At 55.2% G+C, this 21,728-nt stretch carries 15 protein-coding genes; 12 read left to right on the top strand and 3 right to left on the bottom strand.

The window, feature by feature from the left end; all coding sequences use genetic code 11:
• The first annotated feature begins 133 nt into the window (after nucleotides 1-133).
• From bioA to pdaA, 6 genes are all read left to right on the top strand, one after another.
• Nucleotides 134-1,489, top strand: a complete 1,356-nt coding sequence (gene bioA / locus ACKGJP_RS28140) for an adenosylmethionine--8-amino-7-oxononanoate transaminase (protein ID WP_409347271.1) — start codon at nucleotides 134-136, stop codon at nucleotides 1,487-1,489.
• Nucleotides 1,486-2,199 (top strand): dethiobiotin synthase, encoded by a 714-nt coding sequence (gene bioD, locus ACKGJP_RS28135; protein ID WP_409342093.1) that lies wholly within the window; start codon nucleotides 1,486-1,488, stop codon nucleotides 2,197-2,199. The genes bioA and bioD overlap by 4 nt, the downstream gene beginning before the upstream one ends.
• The gene (bioF, locus tag ACKGJP_RS28130; RefSeq protein ID WP_409342092.1) at nucleotides 2,192-3,376 is read left to right on the top strand and encodes an 8-amino-7-oxononanoate synthase; all 1,185 of its coding nucleotides are present in this window, start codon (nucleotides 2,192-2,194) and stop codon (nucleotides 3,374-3,376) included. Before bioD ends, bioF begins: the two co-directional genes overlap by 8 nt.
• On the top strand, nucleotides 3,377-4,180 hold the full coding sequence (locus ACKGJP_RS28125) for an alpha/beta fold hydrolase (protein ID WP_409342091.1): 804 nt from the start codon (nucleotides 3,377-3,379) through the stop codon (nucleotides 4,178-4,180).
• Nucleotides 4,174-5,013 carry a malonyl-ACP O-methyltransferase BioC gene (gene bioC / locus ACKGJP_RS28120; protein WP_409342090.1) on the top strand — a complete coding sequence of 280 codons (840 nt, stop codon included), beginning with the start codon at nucleotides 4,174-4,176 and terminating at the stop codon, nucleotides 5,011-5,013. The genes ACKGJP_RS28125 and bioC overlap by 7 nt, the downstream gene beginning before the upstream one ends.
• A 79-nt stretch (nucleotides 5,014-5,092) precedes the next feature.
• Nucleotides 5,093-5,920, top strand: a complete 828-nt coding sequence (pdaA, locus tag ACKGJP_RS28115) for a delta-lactam-biosynthetic de-N-acetylase (RefSeq protein WP_409342089.1) — start codon at nucleotides 5,093-5,095, stop codon at nucleotides 5,918-5,920.
• Nucleotides 5,921-5,986: 66 nt separating this feature from the next.
• Here pdaA and ACKGJP_RS28110 read toward each other — a convergent pair whose 3' ends face one another.
• Nucleotides 5,987-7,363, bottom strand: a complete 1,377-nt coding sequence (locus ACKGJP_RS28110) for an extracellular solute-binding protein (RefSeq protein ID WP_409342088.1) — start codon at nucleotides 7,361-7,363, stop codon at nucleotides 5,987-5,989.
• A gap of 412 nt (nucleotides 7,364-7,775) precedes the next feature.
• On the opposite strand from ACKGJP_RS28110, the gene ACKGJP_RS28105 reads away from it, so the two are divergent.
• The 6 genes from ACKGJP_RS28105 (at nucleotide 7,776) to ACKGJP_RS28080 (ending at nucleotide 18,075) form a co-directional block, all read left to right on the top strand.
• Complete coding sequence (locus ACKGJP_RS28105; protein ID WP_409342087.1) at nucleotides 7,776-9,431, top strand: extracellular solute-binding protein; 1,656 nt, start codon at nucleotides 7,776-7,778, stop codon at nucleotides 9,429-9,431.
• 220 nt (nucleotides 9,432-9,651) lie between these two features.
• Entirely contained in the window at nucleotides 9,652-10,653 is a 1,002-nt protein-coding gene (locus ACKGJP_RS28100; RefSeq protein ID WP_409342086.1) for a zinc-dependent alcohol dehydrogenase, read from the top strand.
• The gene (locus ACKGJP_RS28095; protein WP_409342085.1) at nucleotides 10,646-11,548 is read left to right on the top strand and encodes an ABC transporter permease; all 903 of its coding nucleotides are present in this window, start codon (nucleotides 10,646-10,648) and stop codon (nucleotides 11,546-11,548) included. Before ACKGJP_RS28100 ends, ACKGJP_RS28095 begins: the two co-directional genes overlap by 8 nt.
• Nucleotides 11,549-11,572: 24 nt before the next feature.
• Nucleotides 11,573-12,460, top strand: a complete 888-nt coding sequence (locus ACKGJP_RS28090; protein WP_409342084.1) for a carbohydrate ABC transporter permease — start codon at nucleotides 11,573-11,575, stop codon at nucleotides 12,458-12,460.
• A gap of 29 nt (nucleotides 12,461-12,489) precedes the next feature.
• Entirely contained in the window at nucleotides 12,490-17,928 is a 5,439-nt protein-coding gene (locus tag ACKGJP_RS28085) for an Ig-like domain-containing protein (RefSeq protein WP_409342083.1), read from the top strand.
• A gap of 27 nt (nucleotides 17,929-17,955) precedes the next feature.
• Nucleotides 17,956-18,075 (top strand): hypothetical protein, encoded by a 120-nt coding sequence (locus ACKGJP_RS28080; RefSeq protein ID WP_409342082.1) that lies wholly within the window; start codon nucleotides 17,956-17,958, stop codon nucleotides 18,073-18,075.
• Between the two features lie 81 nt (nucleotides 18,076-18,156).
• On the opposite strand, the gene ACKGJP_RS28075 is transcribed toward ACKGJP_RS28080, so the two are convergent.
• A complete protein-coding gene (locus ACKGJP_RS28075; RefSeq protein WP_409342081.1) occupies nucleotides 18,157-20,256 on the bottom strand; it encodes an exo-alpha-sialidase in 2,100 nt (699 codons plus the stop codon).
• A gap of 79 nt (nucleotides 20,257-20,335) precedes the next feature.
• Complete coding sequence (locus ACKGJP_RS28070) at nucleotides 20,336-21,697, bottom strand: hypothetical protein (protein WP_409342080.1); 1,362 nt, start codon at nucleotides 21,695-21,697, stop codon at nucleotides 20,336-20,338.
• Nucleotides 21,698-21,728 lie beyond the last annotated feature (31 nt).

Genomic DNA, 21,728 nt, shown 5'->3' with positions numbered 1-21,728 from the left:
ATAATCCTACAAAAAAACGCGTTAAAAAAATGATGGAATTTACACGCCTGAACGCCCATGGTATACTCGGAAACGATATGTTAACTACCAATTATTATTTTGGTTAACGTTTATTTGTTTCGGATCGGGGGAAATCGGCGTGACGTTTACCTATGAAGAGCTTTTGGACAAAAACCGCGCTTACTTATGGAATCCTTTTACGCAGATGAAGACGTATTTGCAGGACGAACCGCTTATCATCGAGCGGGGAAACGGCGTGAAATTGATCGACGTTAACGGAAACGAATATTACGACGCGTTCGCTTCGGTCTGGCTGAATCCGCACGGGCATAACCGCAAGGAGCTGAACGACGCCATTACCCTGCAGCTTGGCAAAATCGCGCATTCCACGCTGCTCGGAGCGGCTAACGTACCGGCTATTTTGCTGGCCGAACGGCTGGCGGGGCTGACGCCCGAGCGACTTCAAAAGGTGTTCTATTCGGATAGCGGGGCAGAAGCGGTGGAAATCGCGCTCAAGATGGCCTATATGTACTGGAAGCATCGCGGGCGTCCGGAGAAACAGACGTTCGTCAGCATGAAGGACGCTTATCACGGCGACACCGTAGGTGCGGTAAGCGTCGGCGGAATCGATCAGTTTCATGCCGCGTTCGAACGATTGCTGTTTAAGACGGAGAAAGTGCCGTTCCCTTACGTCTACCGCTATGAGGGAAGTGCGGACGAATGCCGGGATGCCTGCCTGAAGGAGCTGCGGGAGCTTCTTGAGCAAAAAGCGGATGAAATCGCGGGCGTCGTCGTCGAGCCGATGGTGCAAGGCGCGAGCGGCATCGTCATCTCGCCGCCCGGGTATTTGTCGGGGGTCGAGAAGCTATGCCGGGAATACGGCGTGCTGCTGATCGCCGATGAAGTGGCGACCGGCTTCGGTCGCACGGGCACGATGTTCGCCTGCGAGCATGAAGGCGTACAGCCCGATCTGCTGACGCTCGGGAAGAAGCTGACCGGCGGCTATTTGCCGGTCGCGGCGACGCTGGCGTCGGACGATATTTATAACGCCTTCTACGGGGATTACGAGGAGGCCAAAACGTTTTTTCACGGCCATTCGTACACGGGCAATCAGCTTGGCTGCGCCGTCGCGCTCGCCAACCTGGACCTGTATGAAAAAGAAGGGCTGATCGCGCACGTGCAACGGGCGAGTGCGGAGCTTGCGCCGGACCTTAAACGGATGGAACAGCTTCGCCATGTCGGCGAAGTCCGGCAGCTCGGGCTCATGATCGGCATCGAGCTCGTGAAGGACAAGCTAGCGAAGACGCCATACGAATGGGCGGAGGCGACGGGCGTCCGCGTATGCCGCCGTGCCCGCGACCTCGGGTTGCTGACGAGGCCGCTCGGCAATGTCATCACCTTCCTGCCGCCGCTGGCCGCAACGCTTGCGGAGCTGCAGGACATGACCGCCATCATCGCCCGCGCGATCGAAGAGGTGACGGAGGCATGAGAGGCTATTTTATAACCGCGACCGATACGGAGGTCGGCAAAACGGTCGTGACGGCCGGTCTCTCGCTAGCGCTGCAAGCTAGAGGTTTACGGGCAGGCGTGATGAAGCCGGTACAAAGCGGACATGTGGCCGACGATCCGGACGGGGACGGGATGCGGCTGAAACGGCTAACGAGCGCCGCCGATCCGATCGAAGATATCGTCGGCTACAGCTTTCGGAAGCCCGTTGCGCCAGGCTTGGCGGCGGAGCAAGAAGGCGTGGCGATCCGGCCGGAGCGTATCGTGGAGCAGGCCATACGGCTGAGCAAACGATACGATCTTCTGTTGGTGGAAGGAGCGGGCGGTTTAATGGTCCCGCTCGGCGCGGATTGGACGGTGGCGGATATGGCGAAAGCGATCGGATTCCCGCTTCTGATCGTCGCGCGGCCGGGTCTGGGCACCGTCAATCATACGGTCCTTACGATAATGGCCGCGCGGCAGCTCGGACTGCATCCCGCGGGCGTCATCCTGAACGGCTTGCGGAGCGGAGACGCCGCGGCGGACGTTAGCGTGAAGGACAATGCGCGGCTGATCGAAGCGTTCGGCGGCGTCCCGGTTCTCGGCACCTTGCCCTGGCTGGAACGCGGGGAAGGTCCGGAGGAACTGATGTCAGCCTTTGCTCGTCATGTCGATCTATCTCCGCTTAGGGAGGGGAGTGAAGCGGGTGAGTGACGTCTGGCTTCATTCCATACGGGAACATATGGACCAGTTGACGTCCGCCGGACTTCGCCGGGAGCTACGGACGATCGAGGACGCTTCCCGTCCCATCCTGATGCATCAAGGCCGCCCGCAACTGAACTTATCCTCCAACAATTACTTGGGGTTGGCAGGACACCCGGCGATTATGGAGGCCGAACGAGCGGCGGCGAAGCGCGGAGCCGGGGCGACGGCATCTCGCCTGATCGTCGGCAGCGATTTGGCGCATGACGATTTGGAGCGAAGCATTGCCCGGTTCAAGGGAGCGGAGTCCGCACTGGTGATGGCGAACGGTTATATGGCGAACGTAGGGATTTTGCCGGCCTTGCTCGGACGGCATGACGCGGCGTTTAGCGACCGGTACAATCACGCGAGCATCGTGGACGGCATCCGTCTGAGCGGAGCGAACCATTTTCGCTACCGGCACGGGGATATGGACCATCTGGAGTCGCTGCTCCGTCAAGCGGACCGCAAAGGCGTCAAACGCAAGCTGATCGTCACCGATACGGTGTTCAGCATGGACGGCGATATCGCGCCTCTCCGCGATATCGTGTCGCTGAAAGAAAAATACGGCGCCGCACTCATGGTTGACGAAGCGCACGGGAGCGGCGTGTACGGACCGCATGGACAAGGGATTGCGCACCATTTGGGGCTGGAGGGGGGCGTGGATCTGCACATGGGTACTTTCAGCAAAGCGTTCGGCGTGTACGGGGCGTATGTGACAGGAAGCCGGGAGTGGATCCGGTATCTCATCCAAACGTGCCGAAGCTTCATCTTTTCGACGGCGCTTCCGCCAGCGGTTATCGGGGGCATTCGTCAGGCGCTCGAGCTGGTAGAGCATAGGGACGATTTGCGCAAAGACGTCTTGGCGAAAAGCGCCCGATTCCGCGCCGGCTTATGTGCATACGGCTTCGATACGGGAGGCTCGGAAACGCCGATCGTGCCGCTTCTCGTAGGGGATGAACAGAGAACGCTCGCGTTCAGCCGCATGCTGTCCGAGAGCGGCATTATGGCCGTCGCCATCCGCCCGCCTACGGTGCCGGGCGGGACGTCCCGCATCCGTTTCACCGTAACGGCGGCCCATGAAGATGCCGATCTGGAGCGGGCGCTGCCGGCGATTGCCGATATCGGCAAACAGCTGGAGGTGATCTGAATGCAGGAAAGCTTCGTTCGAAGCATTCGAGAGGAGAAGGGAATTCGTTTGAAGGGAATCAAGCGGGACTGCTCGTTTCTATGGTTATCGGGCTGGTCGGCGGAGAAGAACGTATGGGAAGCTCAGGCGAAGCGTTGGCCGGATCATGAGCACGTGATAATCGATTTCACGGATTGCCACACGGCAAGCGATGTCTTCGCGAGCGCGGAGGCGGCCTTCCTCCGGTTAAAGCGAAAGCCTGTCGTGCTGATCGGCTGGTCGCTCGGAGCTATGGTCGCTCTGGAACTGGCGCTTCGCCATCCGGACGAAGCCATTGCGGTCGTTGCCGTCGGCGGAACGGGAGCATTCGTCCGGTCTGCCGATTGTCCTTACGGCTGGGACCGGCGGATCGTCGATCGGATGGTCAAGCGGCTGGAGCGTGACCGGCTATCCGCAACCGCACACGATACTGAGGACATGCTTAGAGATTTCGATGGGCGTATGTTTTCGCATACGGAGTCCGCGGCCGGATTCCTCGATGCGTGGAGGGATGCCTCCAACAAGCGTTTCGTCTCCCCAGCCGCGCTTATTGCCGGACTTGCTTATTTAAGCGCATTTGACATTTACCCGTCTCTGGATCGGCTGCGGATACCGGTCCATTTGCTGACAGGCGGGGAGGACGTTGTTTGCCCGCCCGAAGGTGCCGAGCAGCTTGCGGGGAGCATGCCGTACTGCGAGTTCACATGCTGGAAGCATGCCGGCCATCTGCCTTTCTGGACGGAGCCGGACCGCTTTTATGAATGGATGCGTGACCGTCTATGCTGAATCCGGTTGTGGCCAAGCAGTTCAACCGGGCATCCGGCGTTTATGAAGAGCATGCTTCCGTTCAGAAAAGGATGGCGGAGCGGCTTGCGGCGAAGGCATTCAACCCTAGCGCGGGCTACGCCATATGCCCTGAAGCAGGATCGGACAAGCCTTGGAGCGATATCCTCGAAATAGGCTGCGGAACCGGCTTGCTGACGCGGCTGCTGCTTGAGAAGTCGCCTGAGTCGGCGATTACCGCAGTGGATATCGCCGAGCAGATGATTCGCACGGCACAAGAGAATCTGGCTCCGGGATCGCGTGTCCGCTTCATTGCAGGCGACGCGGAAACGATGGAGTGGCCGGATCCGTCCGGATTCGATTTGGTCGTCTCGAATGCGGCCTTCCAGTGGTTCAAGCACCCCTCGGATACGATTCGAGCATTGGCCGGCTGTCTGAGGCCGGGCGGACGTCTCCTTGCGTCGACCTTCGGGCCGCAGACGTTCCGGGAGCTGAACGCGCTCTTTCGGGAAGTCGAGGACGAAAGGCAAATGCCGCAGCGCCGTCACAGCTTGCCGCTCCGCGAAGCCGGAGAATGGGAAGCGTTCCTGCTGGCTGCGGGAATGCGCGACGTTGCCGTCCATGCCCGGTGCGAAACCTGGCATTTCGACGATTGCCGCAGCTTCCTTCGTTCGATCAAAGCCGTCGGCGCGAGCTACAGCGAAAGCAGCGAGAGCATCGGCGCAGCCAGAAGACTGTTGCTCGAAGTGATGGATCGTTACGATCGCCGATTCAAGTCGGCGGCAGGCGTGTATGCCACGTACGAAACGATTGAAATATCGGGATACCGCAATTGAATCGTCGCCCGGTACATAATTCGTTGCCTCATGTGGAAAAATACAACAAGACAGCGAGCGTCCGGCTCGCGCAAACCCTATGCGGCAAGGAGTGTATGTAAGGTTGAAACGTTTGCGGATAGTATTGTTGCCGGTTCTCGTTCTGTCGCTGGCGCTCGCTTTTACCGTTTCCGCGCAGGATCGGGGGCCTTACCATTTCGGGTTCAAGAAGAGCAGGAACGGCCAGCTTCCTTCGATCAATGAAGAAGGCTTCAAGGATATTATCGATAAGCATGGCGCGGTATTTCTCGGCGATACGGGCAGCAAAGCGCTCTACCTGACCTTCGATAACGGCTACGAAAACGGATTTTCGCCGCGTATTTTGGACACCTTGAAGGAGAAAAAGGTGCCGGCTGCGTTCTTCGTCACGGGGCAATTCGTGCGGGAGCAGCCGGAGCTGTTGAAGCGGATGACGGCGGAAGGGCATATTATCGGCAACCACTCGTGGAGCCATCCGGATATGACGACCATTTCCGATGCCAAAATCAAGGAAGAGCTGGATAAGGTCAAAGAAGCGGCGCTTCGGGTTACCGGGCAGCCGGATATGACGTTTCTTCGCCCTCCTCGCGGTATTTTCAGCGAGCGGACGCTGGCCGTAACCAAAAATATGGGTTATACGAACGTGTTCTGGTCGTTAGCTTATATGGATTGGGACGTTAACGCCCAGAAAGGCGCCCAATATGCTTACGAGAAAGTGATGAGCCAGCTGCACCCGGGAGCGGTCATGCTGCTGCACTCGATCTCGCGGGACAATGCGGAAGCGCTCGGCCGGATTATCGACGGCGCGCGGAAGCAGGGCTACGAGTTTTACAGCTTGCATCAATTGAAAGAGATCAGGCCGGAGAACGAAATTCCGGGTGCTCTGTAACAAAAAAACGTCGGTCCGTGATGTGATACGGATCCGGCGTTTTTTGGAGTTTATCGGTCATTTTCGTTACAGTTCCTCTTCCAGCTTGCGGCGGACGGTATCGAGATCGCTCAGATCGGACCAGTATAGCTTGAGTTCCTTGCGTATCCTGTCCAGCTGCGTGAAGTGGATATTCAGATCGGTATGCAGCCGGAACGTCGGGGAAATTTCCCGGTAAAGATGAAACCGCGAAGGCATGGGAGGGTTGTCCGAAGTTTTGTATTCGGCAGCTTTTTTAAGCGCCGGAATGCTGAGCCGGCTAAGCCGGATATGCAGCTGTGCTTCGTACGACAACATAAAGTCGATGAACGTTTGGGCTGCCAGCTTTTGCTTCGATTGCTTGCTGATGGCGAGACCGATGATGATCAGCAATGTGCTCGGCTGCTCGCCGTGCGGCAGCGTTGCGATATCGAAGTCGATGTCCGCGTTTTTGATCATATTCAAACGAAAATAGCTGGACATCACCATAGAAATTTTCCGCTGCAGGAAAAACTTTTCCGCTTCCGTGTCGTTCTCGCACAGAAAGTACGGGAACGTTCCCTCGTTTTCAATTACCTTCTTGCTGAGGCGCATACCTTCGAGCAGCTTTTCGTTCGCCAGGTCGTACTTTCCCGATTCGTCCCGCTCCAGCCTGATGCCGCTTTGGAGAAGGAAAATCGGCCAGCGGTTGTCGGAAAACAAGTGAAAGCCGAAGCCGAACCTTTCTTTGCCGTCGGCAAGCAAGCTGGTCGCTTTAAGCAGATCGTCCCAGTTCCAGCTACTGTCGGGCTCCGACAATTCCTTCTCCGCAAAATGATCCTTGTTGTAGCACAGAATGATCGGCGAGAAAATGAGCGGCTGCACGTAGGTCGCATCACCGTGCATAAAAGGCTTCGTTAAATACGGATACAAGTCGTAGGTACCTTCCAATGGTTCCAGCATCTGCGCTTGTTCGCCAGGGTTGAAAACGAACGTGAAATTGTCAACGTTGACCGTCAGCACGTCTACCAGATCGTTTTGCAGAAAGTCGCGAATGGTCAAATGCTGATGCGAGTGCGGCATCGGAAGCGGATCAACGGCAATATGCGGATATTTTTTCTGAAAAAGATCGACGAGCGTCAGAATGTCAGCCTCTTCGACAAGCGAAGGATAATAGCCGAAGCGCAGCGTTACGACATTGTTCCTGTCCGGTCCGACGATTCGGTTGCCTTTTCGCGGCACCTTTTCGACATATCCTTCGGAAACAAGCTGCTCGAGTGCCTTGCGGATCGAATTGCGGCTTAATTGAAACTGCTCGGCCAGAGATGATTCCGAGGGCAGATAGTCTCCGGCCGTTCGTCGACCCGTAATAATATCTTCCCGCAGCGAAGCGGCCATTTCTTCCATTCGGTTGCGAAACGTCGTCCGTTTCGGTTTTTCGGTCATATTATTCACCTCTGCAATATTCCAATGAATCATTGTGCATATCAGGTTTATATTTATTGTGCAATATCGAAGAAATAGCGGCCCAATACGGTTATATTATACCGATATATGAACGGTTTGTCATGCGCGGGTTGTTGCTGATTGAAAAGATAAAGACAAGTAAAGTACGATATGGAAACGAAGTAGCTTAAAATAAAGAAAAACATGTATTGACTACATTCAAATGTATCCGTTATCATGATAATAAATACAAGATATGAACATGATTAAGCGTTTCTTGTATGGAAGGGAAAACAAAATGCGGATCATATTAATGCGGAACAGGAGGTCGCAAGGGGAAGTAGGTAAGAATCACTTCTTATTTTTCTTGTACTTATGTTGTGTACATATTTGCTGAAAAGGGGATTTTTCCGTGAAACATTTTACTTTCGCCAAACCGAAGGCTGCCGGTTTCGCACTGCTGGCCATATCGCTACTTGCAAGCGCTTGCTCTGCCGGAGGAAAGGAAGGAAGCACGTCTTCGCCGTCATCGTCGGCGCCCCCATCGCAAAGTCCGAAAGAAACGCAAGCGGCCAATACGAAGTACGCGCAGAAGCTTGGCTTAAAGTTCATGCTTTACGTATTTGACAGCAAGACGGCGCTGCCGCCGGCCGCGAACGATTTCGTGAAGAAGAAAATCGAAGAGAAATTCAATGTGGACTTAAAAATCGATTATATGACGTACGGGGCCGATTTCAACAACAAGCTGAACGTGATGCTGGCCGGAGGCGATCTGCCCGACTTTTTCATTGCCGATGCGGGCGTATCGCAAAAATATGTGAACGACGGCCTCGTCGCCGACCTGAGCTCCTATTTGACGCCGCAGAGGATGCCTAACTACTTTAAAGTCATTCAGCAGGACGAAGTAAAGAGCTACCAGCTGAAAGGCGCCGTATTCGGCCGCGCCCCGATCCCTTGGGAACGGAATATGCCGGTTTCGTATTACATCCGCAAAGATTGGCTCGACAAATTCGGTTTGACTCCGCCGAAAACGTACGACGAGCTGCTTCAGGCTATGCGCAAGTTTACGAACGACGACCCGGACGGCAACGGCAAAAAGGATACGTACGGCTTCTCCGCGGCTGCCGGCGGCGACAGATTGCCGATGGATTTCCCGCAATTGCTACAGCAAGGACTCGCGGGAAGCTTTCAGATAACCGGCGACGAATTCAGCGACAATGTAACGAGCCCGAAGATGCAAGAGGTGCTGCAGGGCGTGAAAGATATGATAAAGGAAGGAATCGTCGATCCCGACTGGTTTGTCGGCAAATCGCCGTCTCATATCGACAAGGCGATTCAGGGCAAAATCGGCGTCATTTACTCGAGCGGCGACCGCAATTTCGCGCTTGACAGCGATCCGAATAGCGTGCAGAGCAAGACGAAAGCGCTCAATCCGAAGGCGGAATGGCTGCCGATTTTTCCGTTCAATACCCCGTATATCGGTTCCGAGAACGGGCCGGGCAACGCCGCGCCGTTCATGTTCCCGAAAGCGGTGGCAGACAAAAATCCGGAGAAAATTCAGCGCGTCATCGACATTCTCGACTGGCTGGCGAGCGAAGAGGGCTACCTGTTGACCCACTACGGGATCGAGGGAACGCACTACAAAAAGGACGGCAAAAAAATTACGCTCATTCCCGAAGCGTACGAGCGGGATATCGCCAAAAACGGCAACTTCCTCGACGGCCTATACAGCTTTTTTATGCGGGTAACGCCGGACGTTCTCGGGCTCGAATACATCGATCCCCGCATGTCCGATCGCGACAGGTCGATTCTTAAAACGATTTACGGCTATCCGAAGCATAAAGGTCTTCCGATCAGTCCGGCGCCGCCGCAAGGCATGAACATCGGCGACTTCCGCAAGGAAATGGCGAAGATGCAGATGAAGGTCATTTTCGACGACAAGGACGCATCGAACTGGCCAAAATACCGGGAAGAACTGATGACGAAATATAACGGCCAAAAAATATTTCAGGCTTATGTCGATCAGACGAACGAGGCGACCGGCAAAAAGCTGGTTCCGTTCAAATAAAAGCAACTAGTCGTGATTGCGAAAGATATCCGCTTCGGGAGCGGGGCAGCAAAGCCCGGAACTTGCTCTGCAAGAGGAGCTTGCGTACGGCCTTTGTTACCCGCTGCTCCCGCGGTTATGTTTCGTTTTGTTTTTTTTGAATACCGAACTTGCTGCAAATTTTCCGGAATCGGATGTGAAGGTTGCTTTTGCCGGGATCGGACGGAGGAGAGAGAAAAGAATGAGAGCAGTTGTAGGACAGTACGGAAAGGCGCTAGTTATCGAAGAGAACGTTCAAGAAGTGAAAGAGGGCTTCGTCCTAGTGAAAACGGCGTTTTCGGCAATCAGCGCGGGCACGGAAATGACGGGCCTCAAATATGCGGGTACGTCCTTTGCATCGCTAGGCTACAGCGCGGCGGGGACCGTCGCCGAAGTCGGCGGCGGAGTACGGCATGTTAAGGCGAACGATCGCGTCGCTTGTTACGGGAGCCCGTATGTGAAGCATGCCGAATACATTTTGGTGCCTAAACATTTAGTGGTTCCTGTGCCTCACGGGGTCGGTCTGCTCGAAGCGTCGACGGTCGGGCTCGGGACGATTGCCGTCCATGCGCTGCGGCAGGCGGATTTGCGGTTCGGCGAGCATGTCGTCGTCATCGGCCTCGGGCTGCTCGGCCAGCTCGTTGCGCAGCTTGCCGATGCCGCATCCGCTCAGGTTATCGCATATGACGTGCTTCAGGGGCGCTGCGATAGGCTGCGCGGGACGGGAAGCATCACGGTCTGCACTTCCGTGGAAGAGACCGAAGAAGCGATCCGCTTGCAAACCGGCGGCGCGGGCGTCGATGCGGTGATCGTCTGCGCGAGCGGCCGGGAAACCTGGCTTATCGATCAGAGCCTCAAGTGGCTCCGCGATCGGGGCAAAGTGGTCATCGTCGGCGATCTTGATATGACGTGTACCCGGGAACTGATGTTTCAAAAGGAGGCGCAGCTGCTTATATCGCGGGCGGGCGGCCCAGGCCGATACGATCCGGTCTACGAGGCGCAAGGATTCGACTACCCGATCGGCTTCGTCCGGTGGACGGAAGGACGGAACATGGCCGAGTATTTGCGGTTGCTTGCGAGCCGGCGTATCGCTGTTGCCCAGCTCATCACGCACCAAGTACCACTGGAGGACGCTTCCTTCGTTTACGAGCGGTTTGTCAATGATCCGCACCAAACGCTCGGGGTGGTATTTGCGTATGCCTAGTTACCGGAGGTTTTACCGCTTTCGCTGGTTTTATGCGATGATGCTGCCGGGGCTGCTGTACTATGTCGTCTATCATTACTTGCCGATGGGCGGACTCTTGATCGCCTTCAAGGACTACAATTTGATCAAGGGGATTTGGGACAGCCCGTGGGCTGGACTGAAGTATTTCCGCGAGATGTTTCAAACGCCGGATTTTTTCGTGCTGCTTAAAAATACGCTCATTATAAGCTTGTACCGGATTATGTTCAATATGATACCGGACGTGCTGCTGGCGCTCATGCTGAACGAAATTCGCGTCAAATGGTTCAAACGGGCTGTACAGACGGTGACGTACGGGCCATATTTTCTATCGTGGATTATCGTGTACGGGCTTGCGTTTTCGTTTCTCGCACCCGACTCCGGGTTGATTAGCACATGGTTTCGCGATGCGGGCTGGGGGACGCTGAACGTGCTTACCGACACCGATTATTTTCGGCCTCTTATAATCGTGACGGACATTTGGAAAAGCACGGGCTTCGGCGCGATTATTTATTTGGCCGCGCTGGCGGCGATCAATCACGAGCTGTACGAAGCCGCAGTTGTAGACGGGGCGGGGCGGTGGCGGCAAATGTGGCACATTACGCTTCCGGGTATCAAGGATGTGTTCTTGCTGCTGGTCATTTTGCGAATCGGCCATATTTTGGACGCGGGCTTCGAACAGATTTACATTTTCCTCAATGCAAGGGTGTACGAAGTCGGCGATATTATCGACACATGGGTGTTCCGCCGGGGGCTTGAGGAGCTGAATTTCAGCATTGCGGCGGCTACGGGTTTATTCAAATCGGTCGTTGGTTTTGTGCTTGTCGTCGGCGCGAATCGGCTCGGCAAAAAACTCGGAGGCTCCGGGATATGGTAAGCAAACGGTCGGGAGGAAGCAATCATGTCATTCGTCATTCATAAAACGAAATCCGACCGGCTTGCAGATACGGTCATCTACGCCGTGCTGGCCCTGTTCGCGCTTGTGACGCTGTTTCCGCTTTACTACGTCTTCATTATGTCGGTAACGCCGTATACGGAGGTGCTGCGCAACGGAGGGTTTATCGTGCTGCCCGGCAAAATGACCTTTGAAGCTTATCGCTCGATATTTGGAAGTTCCGTCATTCCGCAAGCGCTCAAGATTACGGTAACCGTTACGCTGCTCGGCACGTTCTGCAACTTGGCTGTAACGACGCTGCTTGCTTATCCGCTGTCCAAGAGGGCGGTTCCGGGGCGCAACGCGATTTTGCTCGGCATCGTTTTTACGATGCTGTTTTCCGGAGGACTGATTCCGCTCTATTTGATCGTCCGGGCGACCGGCCTGACAAATACGATTTGGGCGCTGATCGTGCCCGGGCTCGTCTCCACGTTCAACATGCTGATCATGAAAACGTATTTCGAAGGGCTTCCGTCTGAAGTGGAGGAAGCGGCGAAGGTAGACGGCTGCGGCGACGTCTCGACGCTTTATCGGATCGTGCTTCCGCTATCCATGCCGATCATGGCGACGATCGGGCTTTTTTACGGGGTAGGGCATTGGAATGCTTACTTTGGCGGCATCATGTACTTGACCAATAAGTCGCTTTATCCGATCCAGGTCGTGCTGCGAAACATGATCCAGACGCCGAGCGTCAGCCAGGAGCTGATGGTGTCGGTAAGCGAGCTGCAGCAGTTGCCTCCGGAAACGGTAAAAATGGCAACCGTCGTTGTTGCGATTTTGCCGGTTCTGGCCATTTATCCTTTTCTGCAGCGGTATTTCATCAAAGGCATGCTGATCGGGGCGATCAAGGGGTAATGATCTCAATAGAATGAGGGAGGGAAGCTATGTTTACGCGATGGCAAAAACCATTCATCCGGTTGTTGATTGCGGTGTTGCTTATGGTTGCAATCATCCCGATCGATTCGTTCGATTCCCGTGCCGAGACGGCTGAAAGCAGTTTGCTCGTCAACGGCAGCTTTGAGACGGTGTCCGCGCCGAGCGGCGGATGGACGCGCTATGCCGCAAACGGATGGATCCCGTATGTGTTCGGCGGCTTCAGTGGCACCCCTGTCGTAACCGTTAGCGATACGGTATACCGCGCGGGCGGCAAGTCGCTGCAAATCAGCGCCGAGCAGACGAGCAAAGTAACCGCGTTTCAGGATATGACCTCCGTGAAGCCGGGGGAAATGTACAGATTCAGCGGCTGGTTCCGGACGGATCAGGTTGTATCGACCGCCGGGGGCGCCTATGCAAGAATCAACTTCATGAGCAGCAGCGACACGATTACCGGCAGCGAGATTTCATTCGGCAAACTGACCGGCACGACCGGCTGGACGTATGCGGAAGGCATCTTCCAAATTCCGGCGAACACGGTGAGAATGCGTCTGGAAAACATTTTGAACATAGGAACGGGGACGGCCTGGTTTGACGATCTGCGCATCGTCCCGTGGAAGCCGGCCACGGGAATTGAACTTGACCGGGAGGTCGTCTCCATCGCTGTCGGAGAGCTTGCTTTTCTGAATGCCTTAGTGTCTCCAGCGGACGCTACGGATCCAAAAGTCGTATGGTCCACATCGAACCCGGCTGTTGCGACAGTCAAAGAGGGAGAGGTCTTTGGGGTTGGTCAAGGAACGGCGTATATTACCGCAAAGACGTCCAACGGCGGATTTTCGGCGACCGCTGTTGTAACGGTAGGAACTTCATACGTACCGGTAACGGGTGTTGTGATTCGCAGCAAGAACACGGTTCTGCTGCCGGGAGACAGTTTTCCGGCCGATGCGGAAGTGCTGCCTGCAGGCGCATCGGATAAACGGCTCATGTGGTCTTCGTCCAATCCTGCAGTCGCAACAGCGGCAGGGGGAATCGTGACAGCGGTCGCACCGGGGACCGCTCGAATTACGGCAACGTCTGTCAGCAGCGGGTATTCCGCTTCTTTTGACGTCACGGTTAACCAGAATGTTCTTCTCAACGGCAGCTTTGAGATGGTGTCCGCGCCAAGCGGCGGATGGACGGGGCGTGCCGCGAACGGATGGATCCCGTATGTGTTCGGCAGCTTCAGCGGCACTCCTGTCGTAACCGTAAGCGATACGGTATACCGCGCGGGCGGCAAGTCGCTGCAGATTAGCGCGGAGCAGACGAGCAAAGTAACCGCGTTTCAGGATATGACCTCCATGAAGCCAGGGGAAATATATAAATTCAGCGGCTGGTTCCGGACGGATCAGGTTGTATCAACCGCCGGGGGCGCCTACGCAAGAATCAACTTTATGAGCAGCAGCGATACGCTTACCGGCAGCGAGATTTCGTTCGGCAAACTGACCGGTACGACCGATTGGACGTATGCGGAAGGCATCTTCCAAATTCCGGCGAATACGGTGAGAATGCGTCTGGAAAATATTTTGAACACAGGAAAGGGGAAGGCCTGGTTCGACGATTTGCGCATCGTCCCGTGGAAGCCGGTCACCGGAGTAACGCTTGCTCCTGCTCCCAATCCGCTTCATGTCGGGCAGAGCGTGCCGTTAACCGCCTCCGTGATCCCGGCGGATGCGAATGATCAGCGGCTGACGTGGTCCTCATCGGATCCCGCTGTCGCCATTGTATCCGGCGGAATTGCAACGGCGATCGGAGAAGGTGTTGCGGCAGTTACCGTTTCGTCTGTCGAGGGAGGTTATCGCGAGACGAAAGCGCTCATCGTAGGGCGAATGACCGGAATTACCTTGACCGATATGTCGGTCATAACTGCGATCGCCACTCCGATCACGCAGCGGATATCGGGTATAAGCGAGAACTCGCAAGTATTGACTTATCGGAAAGTGACGGACCCTGAACACGGAACGGCTTTGGTTCAACCTGACGGGACATGGACCTACTCGCCCAAGCCGCAATTTGCCGGAACAGACCGCTTTCTCGTATCGGCAGCGGATGGCACCGGAGGATATGCTGCGGCGGAAATTACCGTTACCGTCAGTCTCCCGGCTTTTACTTTAGAGCCTTATAAACAAATTCATCCGCGGCTCCACCTCGACGGGCAAAGGATCGATGCGCTGAAACCGGTGATTGTTCCGGGAGGAACGCACGCTGAGCTGTGGAATGCGTTCAAATCTCGAGTGGATAAACAGATCAGCGTGGCTCCGCCGGTTTACTATGTGGATCCGTCGGTTGAAGAGCTATGGCAGAGGGACGTTTCTTTTACGATGATCAATGCGGCATATGCCTACCTACTAACCGGTGACAGCAAGTATTTCAATGCGGCGAAAGCTTGGGCGCTAGCGGCTTGCAATTATCCGACATGGGGGCGGCCACCTGCGCAAAATACCGATCTGTCGGGCGGCCATATGCTTTATAGCGTGGCGCTTGTCTACGACTGGCTGTATAACGATTTGGACGATTCCACAAGGAAAAAGTTGCGGGAGACGCTGCTAAGCCGGGGAAACGACATGTATAAAGCGGCGACCCGTCCGGATAGTTGGCACTGGAACCGGCAATATTTGCAAAATCATAATTGGATTGCGCTTACGGGACTGCTTGCTGCCGGGTTGGCAGTCTACGACGAAGCGCCGGAAGTCGAAGCCTGGCTGAAGGCCGGTCAGGGGCTTTTACTTCGTACGACCGGGCTGCTTGGCCCAGACGGGGCTAGTCAGGAAGGTTACGGATACGCGCAGTACGGTCTGGAAGCGTTATTGAAATATTTGGATCTGTCAAGAAAGTTTTTAGGCGCAGATAAGTTCTCGACAGAATGGGTTAAGAATGCGGCCTACTACCAAATTTATTTGTCGCTTCCGGTCAATAGCTGGTGGAATCAAGACAATCATATCAATTTCGCTGACGAAGACAGGTTTAATTTTAACGGACCGGACTATTTGCTTCGCGTACTGGCAAGTGAATACAAGAACGGCTATGCGCAGTGGATGGCAAGAGTATCCGCACAGAGCGGTGTAAGCAATCCAATCTCGGAATGGATGGGGATACTTTGGTATGACCCGGAAGTGGAGGAAATACCGCTAAGCCAATTGCCGACTATGCGGCATTTCGAGGATATGGGAATCGTAATGGATCGCTCGGACTGGTCAGGCAATGAATCTGTCATCGCTTTCAAAAGCGGCCCCTATATCGGGCATAAGGCCTTACACGAGAATGACTCGCTCGACGATTGGGGAGGGGGACACGCTCACCCCGATGCGAACCATTTTGTTTGGTACGGGAACGGCGATTGGTTAATCCGGGACGACGGATACAACTACAAATATACGTCGAACCAAAATACGCTGCTTATAGACGGCAAAGGGCAGTTGGGCGAAGGAAAACTGTGGTTCGCCGCGGCTGAACCGCAAAGCGTAAAAGCGGAGCCCCGAATTCTCAAGGCCGTTTCAACGTCGGAATACAGCCATATGATCGGAGATGCGGCGCAAGCTTATCCGTCCGCTTCAACATTGAAAACGTATAAACGGCATTTGCTTTATGTCAAGCCGGACATTCTGATCGTCGTAGACGATATTGAGACGGAACAGCCGAAACAGCTGGAACTTAGATTTTACCCAGAGAAGCAGCAAGCATATTCACTTGCAGACGGCAGTTTCTGGATACCTGGCTTGAAGACGAACTTCAACGTGATGCCGTTAACGTCATCGCCCGGAACTAGTGTATCCGCGGAGAAGGTTCCCGTTTACGACTATTACAATACGCCTGCCGACAAGCTGGCGTTGCGGTTTCAGACCAGCGGCCAAACAAAATGGCGCAATGCCGTTGCTTTCACCTTCTCGGATGGACAGCACGTTCCGGCGAACGTTAAATTTACGGAAAACGGCAATATATGGAGGTTTGAAGTAGGGGACAAAGCTGTAAGTCTCGATTTGTCCGACGATTCGGTTACGACCGGTCCGGCTGCCAAACCTTCCGGCGCTGATGCGACGCTTTCCCAAATATTCGTGAACGGTAATCCGTTGCAAGAATTTAGCCCGAATACGCATTCATACTCGATACCGAAAACATGGAAACGGGAGATTGCTCCGGTTGCGGGCATTCCAAGCGACCGAAACGCGAAGGTAACGGTTGTCACGTCAGGCCAGCCCGAACGGGAACTGCGTCTTCACGTGACGTCGGCGGACGGCACTGCGGAGGTGGACTACGTGATTAAGTTGGAAAATACCAGCCTGCTCAGTTACCGTTCCGTTACATCCGATAGTTCGTCGGCATTTCCGATTACGCATTTATACGATGATTCGCTAAATACGTACTGGGCTGTAAACGGTGAAAATTTCTCCAAATACGATCTCGGCAGCGTCCATATGGTGAATCAAGTCTCGATTGCCTGGTATTTGGGCCACCAGCGGAAGTACTCGTTCGATATCGATGTATCCGAGGACGGATCAACATGGAGTAATGTTTGGTCGGGGTATAGCAGCGGTACGACTGAGAACGAAGAGTTCTATAGCTTCCCGGAACGTGCTGCCCGATTCGTTCGACTCCGGGGGCATGGGAATACAGCGTCTGCGTTCACATCCATCCGCGAGGTAAACGTGTATGACTGTTTGTGCGCGGCAGCTCCCAGTACAACCGCTGCCGTTTCACCTGAACAGCCGGATGGTCAGAATAGCTGGTATATGCAGCCGGTAACCGTTCGTTTATCGGCGCAAGAAAACCGGTCCGGGGTATCGAAGACCGAATACAGCCTGGATGGGGGCGTCAACTGGGTAGTCTATACTGCGCCGATTGCGTTTGATCGGAGCGGTGACTATACCCTTGGCTATCGATCCGCAGATTTGCTCGGGAATACGGAGGTCATGAAGACGGTTAGCTTTGCCGTGGACGTATCCGCCCCGATAATATCCTCTTCTTTTCTTGAAGGGCAAACCTACAACGATGCGGAAGATTTGACGCTGCAGTTTGAGGTGACGGACGATATGTCCGGCGTCGATGATGCCATGATGGCTGGGACGCTGGACGGTCGCTCGCTGGAGCGGGGAGAGACAGTTGCGCTGTATGAGCTGCCGCTTGGTTCGCATACGTTGACGTTAACGGCGGCCGACAAGGCGGGGAACAGCGTAACCAAGACGGTGACGTTTCAAACCGCTGCAAGCATCGCTTCGTTAAAGGCGCTTGTTGCCCGTTTCGCGGAAAGCGGATGGATTGATAACAAAGGTATCGAGAACAGCCTGCAGCAGAAGCTGGAACATGGCAGCATCGGCAGTTTTATCAATCAAATCGAAGCGTTGGCCGGGAAGCACATCTCCGGCGATGCCGCCGATTACTTGCTCAGAGATGCCCGGATGTTGTCGAGCAGTAAATAGGGGAGAACGGCATAGGAGATCAAGCATATGGGTGATTTTATGGATCATTGGAACCATCCGAACATGCAGTTCCTTATCGAACCGACAGCTAAACAGGCGTTGGCGAATGATGTGAATGCGTTGATTGCCGCGTGGGGGAGCAACTGAGCGTTCTTATTGCATGAAGAATGTATAAAATGAAAAAGGGCAGTGTCCGTCGAATCGGATACTGCCCTACTTGATGTACGGCTAAGGCTGGATCATGGGGGTAGCCGTAAAAAGTTCGAACTCCGCGAGCAGCGGCCAGCCGCTGCTGACTGCGGTCACGGTTACCCTTACGAATTTGGCGGATGTTTCAGGAAAGGTGAAGTACTGAACCGCCGCCGTATTGGCCATGGTAAGACTGGCAACGGCGTTCCACGCGACTCCGTCGGCGGAAGTCTCGACTACGGCCGATTCCGAATAACCGGGCTTCAGCATCAAGCCGACTTTATTTACCGCGTACGCCTGATCGAGCGACACCTGCCAGGTTCCGGCGCAGGTCGGACTGCAGCTTGCGGTGGCGGCATACAAGTAGTTCGCCTTTCCGTCGATCGGGCCAAGCGGGTTGAGCCCGGGGTTGGCGGTAGTCGGATCGAGATAGTTCATGCTGCCTCCGATCGCTGCCCGGCCCGTTCGCATCATTTGCCAGAGGTCCATCTTGAGCGACCGGGAACGCTCGAAGGTAGTAGGCGCTACCTTTATCGCCAGGTCATTGAACATCGCATCCCCGTTGCCCGACGTGTCGGTAATATCGACCCGCACTTGCTTGACATCCTGCTCGGGCCGCAGCGCCGTCCAATCGTAGTCGTCGGTCTGCTTCATTGTGTAAGTCTTAACCGTTTGCCAGTCTCCGGTTCCGTAAGTGGACACGGACACCGTCGCCGATTCCTTGTAACCGGGCTTCAGCACGACGCCGATATCCGTTACGGGATACGCTTGATCGAACGTAACCTGCCAATATTTAGCGGGCGGTGCGGCAGCGTTTGCCGTCGCGCCGTTCCAGTAAGAAATATTGCCGTCCAAAGGCGCCCAAGGCTGCATCATCGGCCTGCTTGAAGCCGTGTGCGTCAGATCGGTCTGATAAGTCGCCTTGCCGTTCAAGAACATTTTCCATAAATCAAGCTTGTAAGGGGTTGGCCGGGTATAAGTGCCGGCAAGAATGCCCCGCCACCGGTCGTAGTACACGGTGAAAATGCGGCCGTCATCCAATTCCACGCTGGTCGGGTAAGCCATGTCGAAGAAAACGCCGGAAGTGTTGTAGATTAGCTTGCTCTCGGTATAGGACCACCCTTTGGTATCCAAGTACATCCGGCCGACAACCGGCCTCCCCTGTCCCCAAACGTTCGAACGGTCGCCGTAAGTCAGAAAATGGCTGCCGCCCTTCAGCTTCAGTATATGGGGGCCATGCGGCTTCAGGGAGGGTTCGTCAACCGGCGTTGTCCATGTTTCGCCGTAATCGTAGGAGTGGCTGATCTTTGCGATATCCGCATTCGGATCGCCTACCGGCCTGGCTGTCCGGGCGACCATCATGATATGGCCGTTGCCGAGGTCGGCCAGTGCGGGCTCCGTATAATCGGTCGTGCCGCCCACGCCGTCCCACATCACGACGCGTTCATCCTCCTTCAGCCACGTATGTCCGCCGTCGCGGCTCCGCAGCACGTGAGTGCCCCATTTACCTAGGTTGCCGTCATGGGACCGGATAACGTAAATGGGCAGCAGAATATCGCCATTATTCAGCTCGACCGGTTCTCCGCTCGCGGCGGCTTGCCCTCTTATATTATCGTAAGCAAGCGTCGGAGGAATCGCGGGGGGGCCCCAGGTCGCGCCGTTATCCGTCGACATTCTGACATACACCCTACGGCGATTGATTCGGGAAGGGACGTAATCATAGTAGGACATAAGCATATTGCCATTCCGGAGAACGAGAAGGTTGGGCTCCCGATCGTCGACCGTATCGTCCACGATGACGGTCGGACTCGACCATGTCAGCCCGTCGTCCGTACTGCGCCGGGCTACGATGACTCCGCTGTGGGAATGGCTGATCGATTCATAATTAGCGAGATACAGGTCGCCGTTCGCCAATTTCACCATGGAAGGGAACCAAGGGCAGACGACGGTTTCATTCTCCGGCCGGCTTTTATCTTTATCCCATGGAACGCATTCGGTATTTTGCGGTGACTCGATGATGACATCGGGAATAGTTGGATCGTCGACTTGGGGACCGGCGGCCAAACCGGTTTCGGGTACCATCCCCATGAACAATACAGCCACGAGCAAGACGCCTTTCCACCTCATGAGCTTTCGCATCGTGCAAATCCTCCTTCTTTCAAATCATTCCCATGCTTATCCTCTGCCGGCGTTCCTTGGCGTCCTTCCGAACGGAAGATCAATCGCTAGTCTGCATGGCATATAGATCCGCGTCTTTCATGACAAAGCGGAATCTCACAACCCGGCCTTTCACCTCCTCCAACCGGTTTCCTTTGTTCCAATTGACCTCTCCGGAAATCTCGTCCCCGAACATGTCGTCCATATCCTCCAAGGCGAAGCCTTCAAGCGGCTTGCCGGACGCATCCTGCACTTCGACCCGGATCGACCCGACCGCGGAAGTAGCGTAATTGAGAAGCAGACGGCTGCCGGAAAAAACAAGCGGTCGCGTGACCATTTCGCCGCCGCCATAATTCGCGTTGACGGAAGCAAATCCGTGCTTGCGGACGGTCAAACGGCGAAGCCGGTTGTCGTTCCAGCGGTAATGCTCGCTGATATACATGGAGAACTCGTCAGGAGCGGTTTCGACGATACCCCAAGCGGTCATCGAGTTGCGGTCGGTCCAGTTGCGGATGTCGCCGCCGGGCCTTGCCCAGGCTTCCATGAACCGGCGGTCCCAGTTCCTCCCGTCCCGGCTGCTCATGAATACGGCATCGGAAACGCCGTCGTACAGATGTTCCCGCACCTTTTTGCGTTCGAAATCGATCCGCATGGGGAAGGAGAGGTACGTATGCTCCGCACCCGGACACGGCAGCGTGGCGTTCGTATAAAACTGCTCCAGCGGAACGTTCTCCGCATAGCGGTTCGGTTCATGGCCGCCCCAGTGTAGGAAATCGGCTGACGTGGCACTCTGGATCACACGGATTTTATCCGCCGTGAACGATCGCGAATAGCAGCGGTATTCCCCGCGAACCTTATCCCAGAATGCAACGTTCAAAGAATCGAAGCCGCCGTCCCGGATAATCGGCTCCTCCCATTTCCTCCAGTGAATCCCGTCCGCAGAGTAATACCCGATCAAATACCCTTGGTTCAAGTACACCGATTGTCCCTTGGGGCCGAAGCCGGCGACGGCTTTGTACTTTTGCTGCGGAGGAGCGTCGGGATTTGCGTCGAGAAACGGTGCGAAGTTGTGTGCATCCATGCCCGTCAGCATAATATTGTTTGCTCTGGAACCTCCGAATTCGCACAGTCCGAGATCGGGCCGCTCAAAATGAACGCCGTCCCGGCTTTCGGCATAACAAGCGACCTGCGTATCGTCGTCATCGTGGAAGCAGTTACCTCGGTAATAGAGGCGAATGCGGTCCTTTTCCTGCATCACCGTAAAATAACAGCAAAACTTGCCTTCCCACGGTTTGTCGAGAACCAGAACGACTTCGCGCTTCACCGGCTGGTGAAGCTTAAGGGACAGTCCCCGCATATCCTCGATCAGCCAGTCGTCCACGAACATCTCTACGCGCGTGCCGATTTCCACCGTTTCTTTCACTTTGTTTTCCTCCCGATCATTCGTATTGGAT

Origin of the sequence: Paenibacillus litoralis (genome assembly GCF_046244365.1) — a bacterium.
Taxonomy (GTDB): Bacteria; Bacillota; Bacilli; order Paenibacillales; family NBRC-103111; genus Paenibacillus_V.
This window is presented reverse-complemented; position numbering and strand designations above follow the sequence as displayed.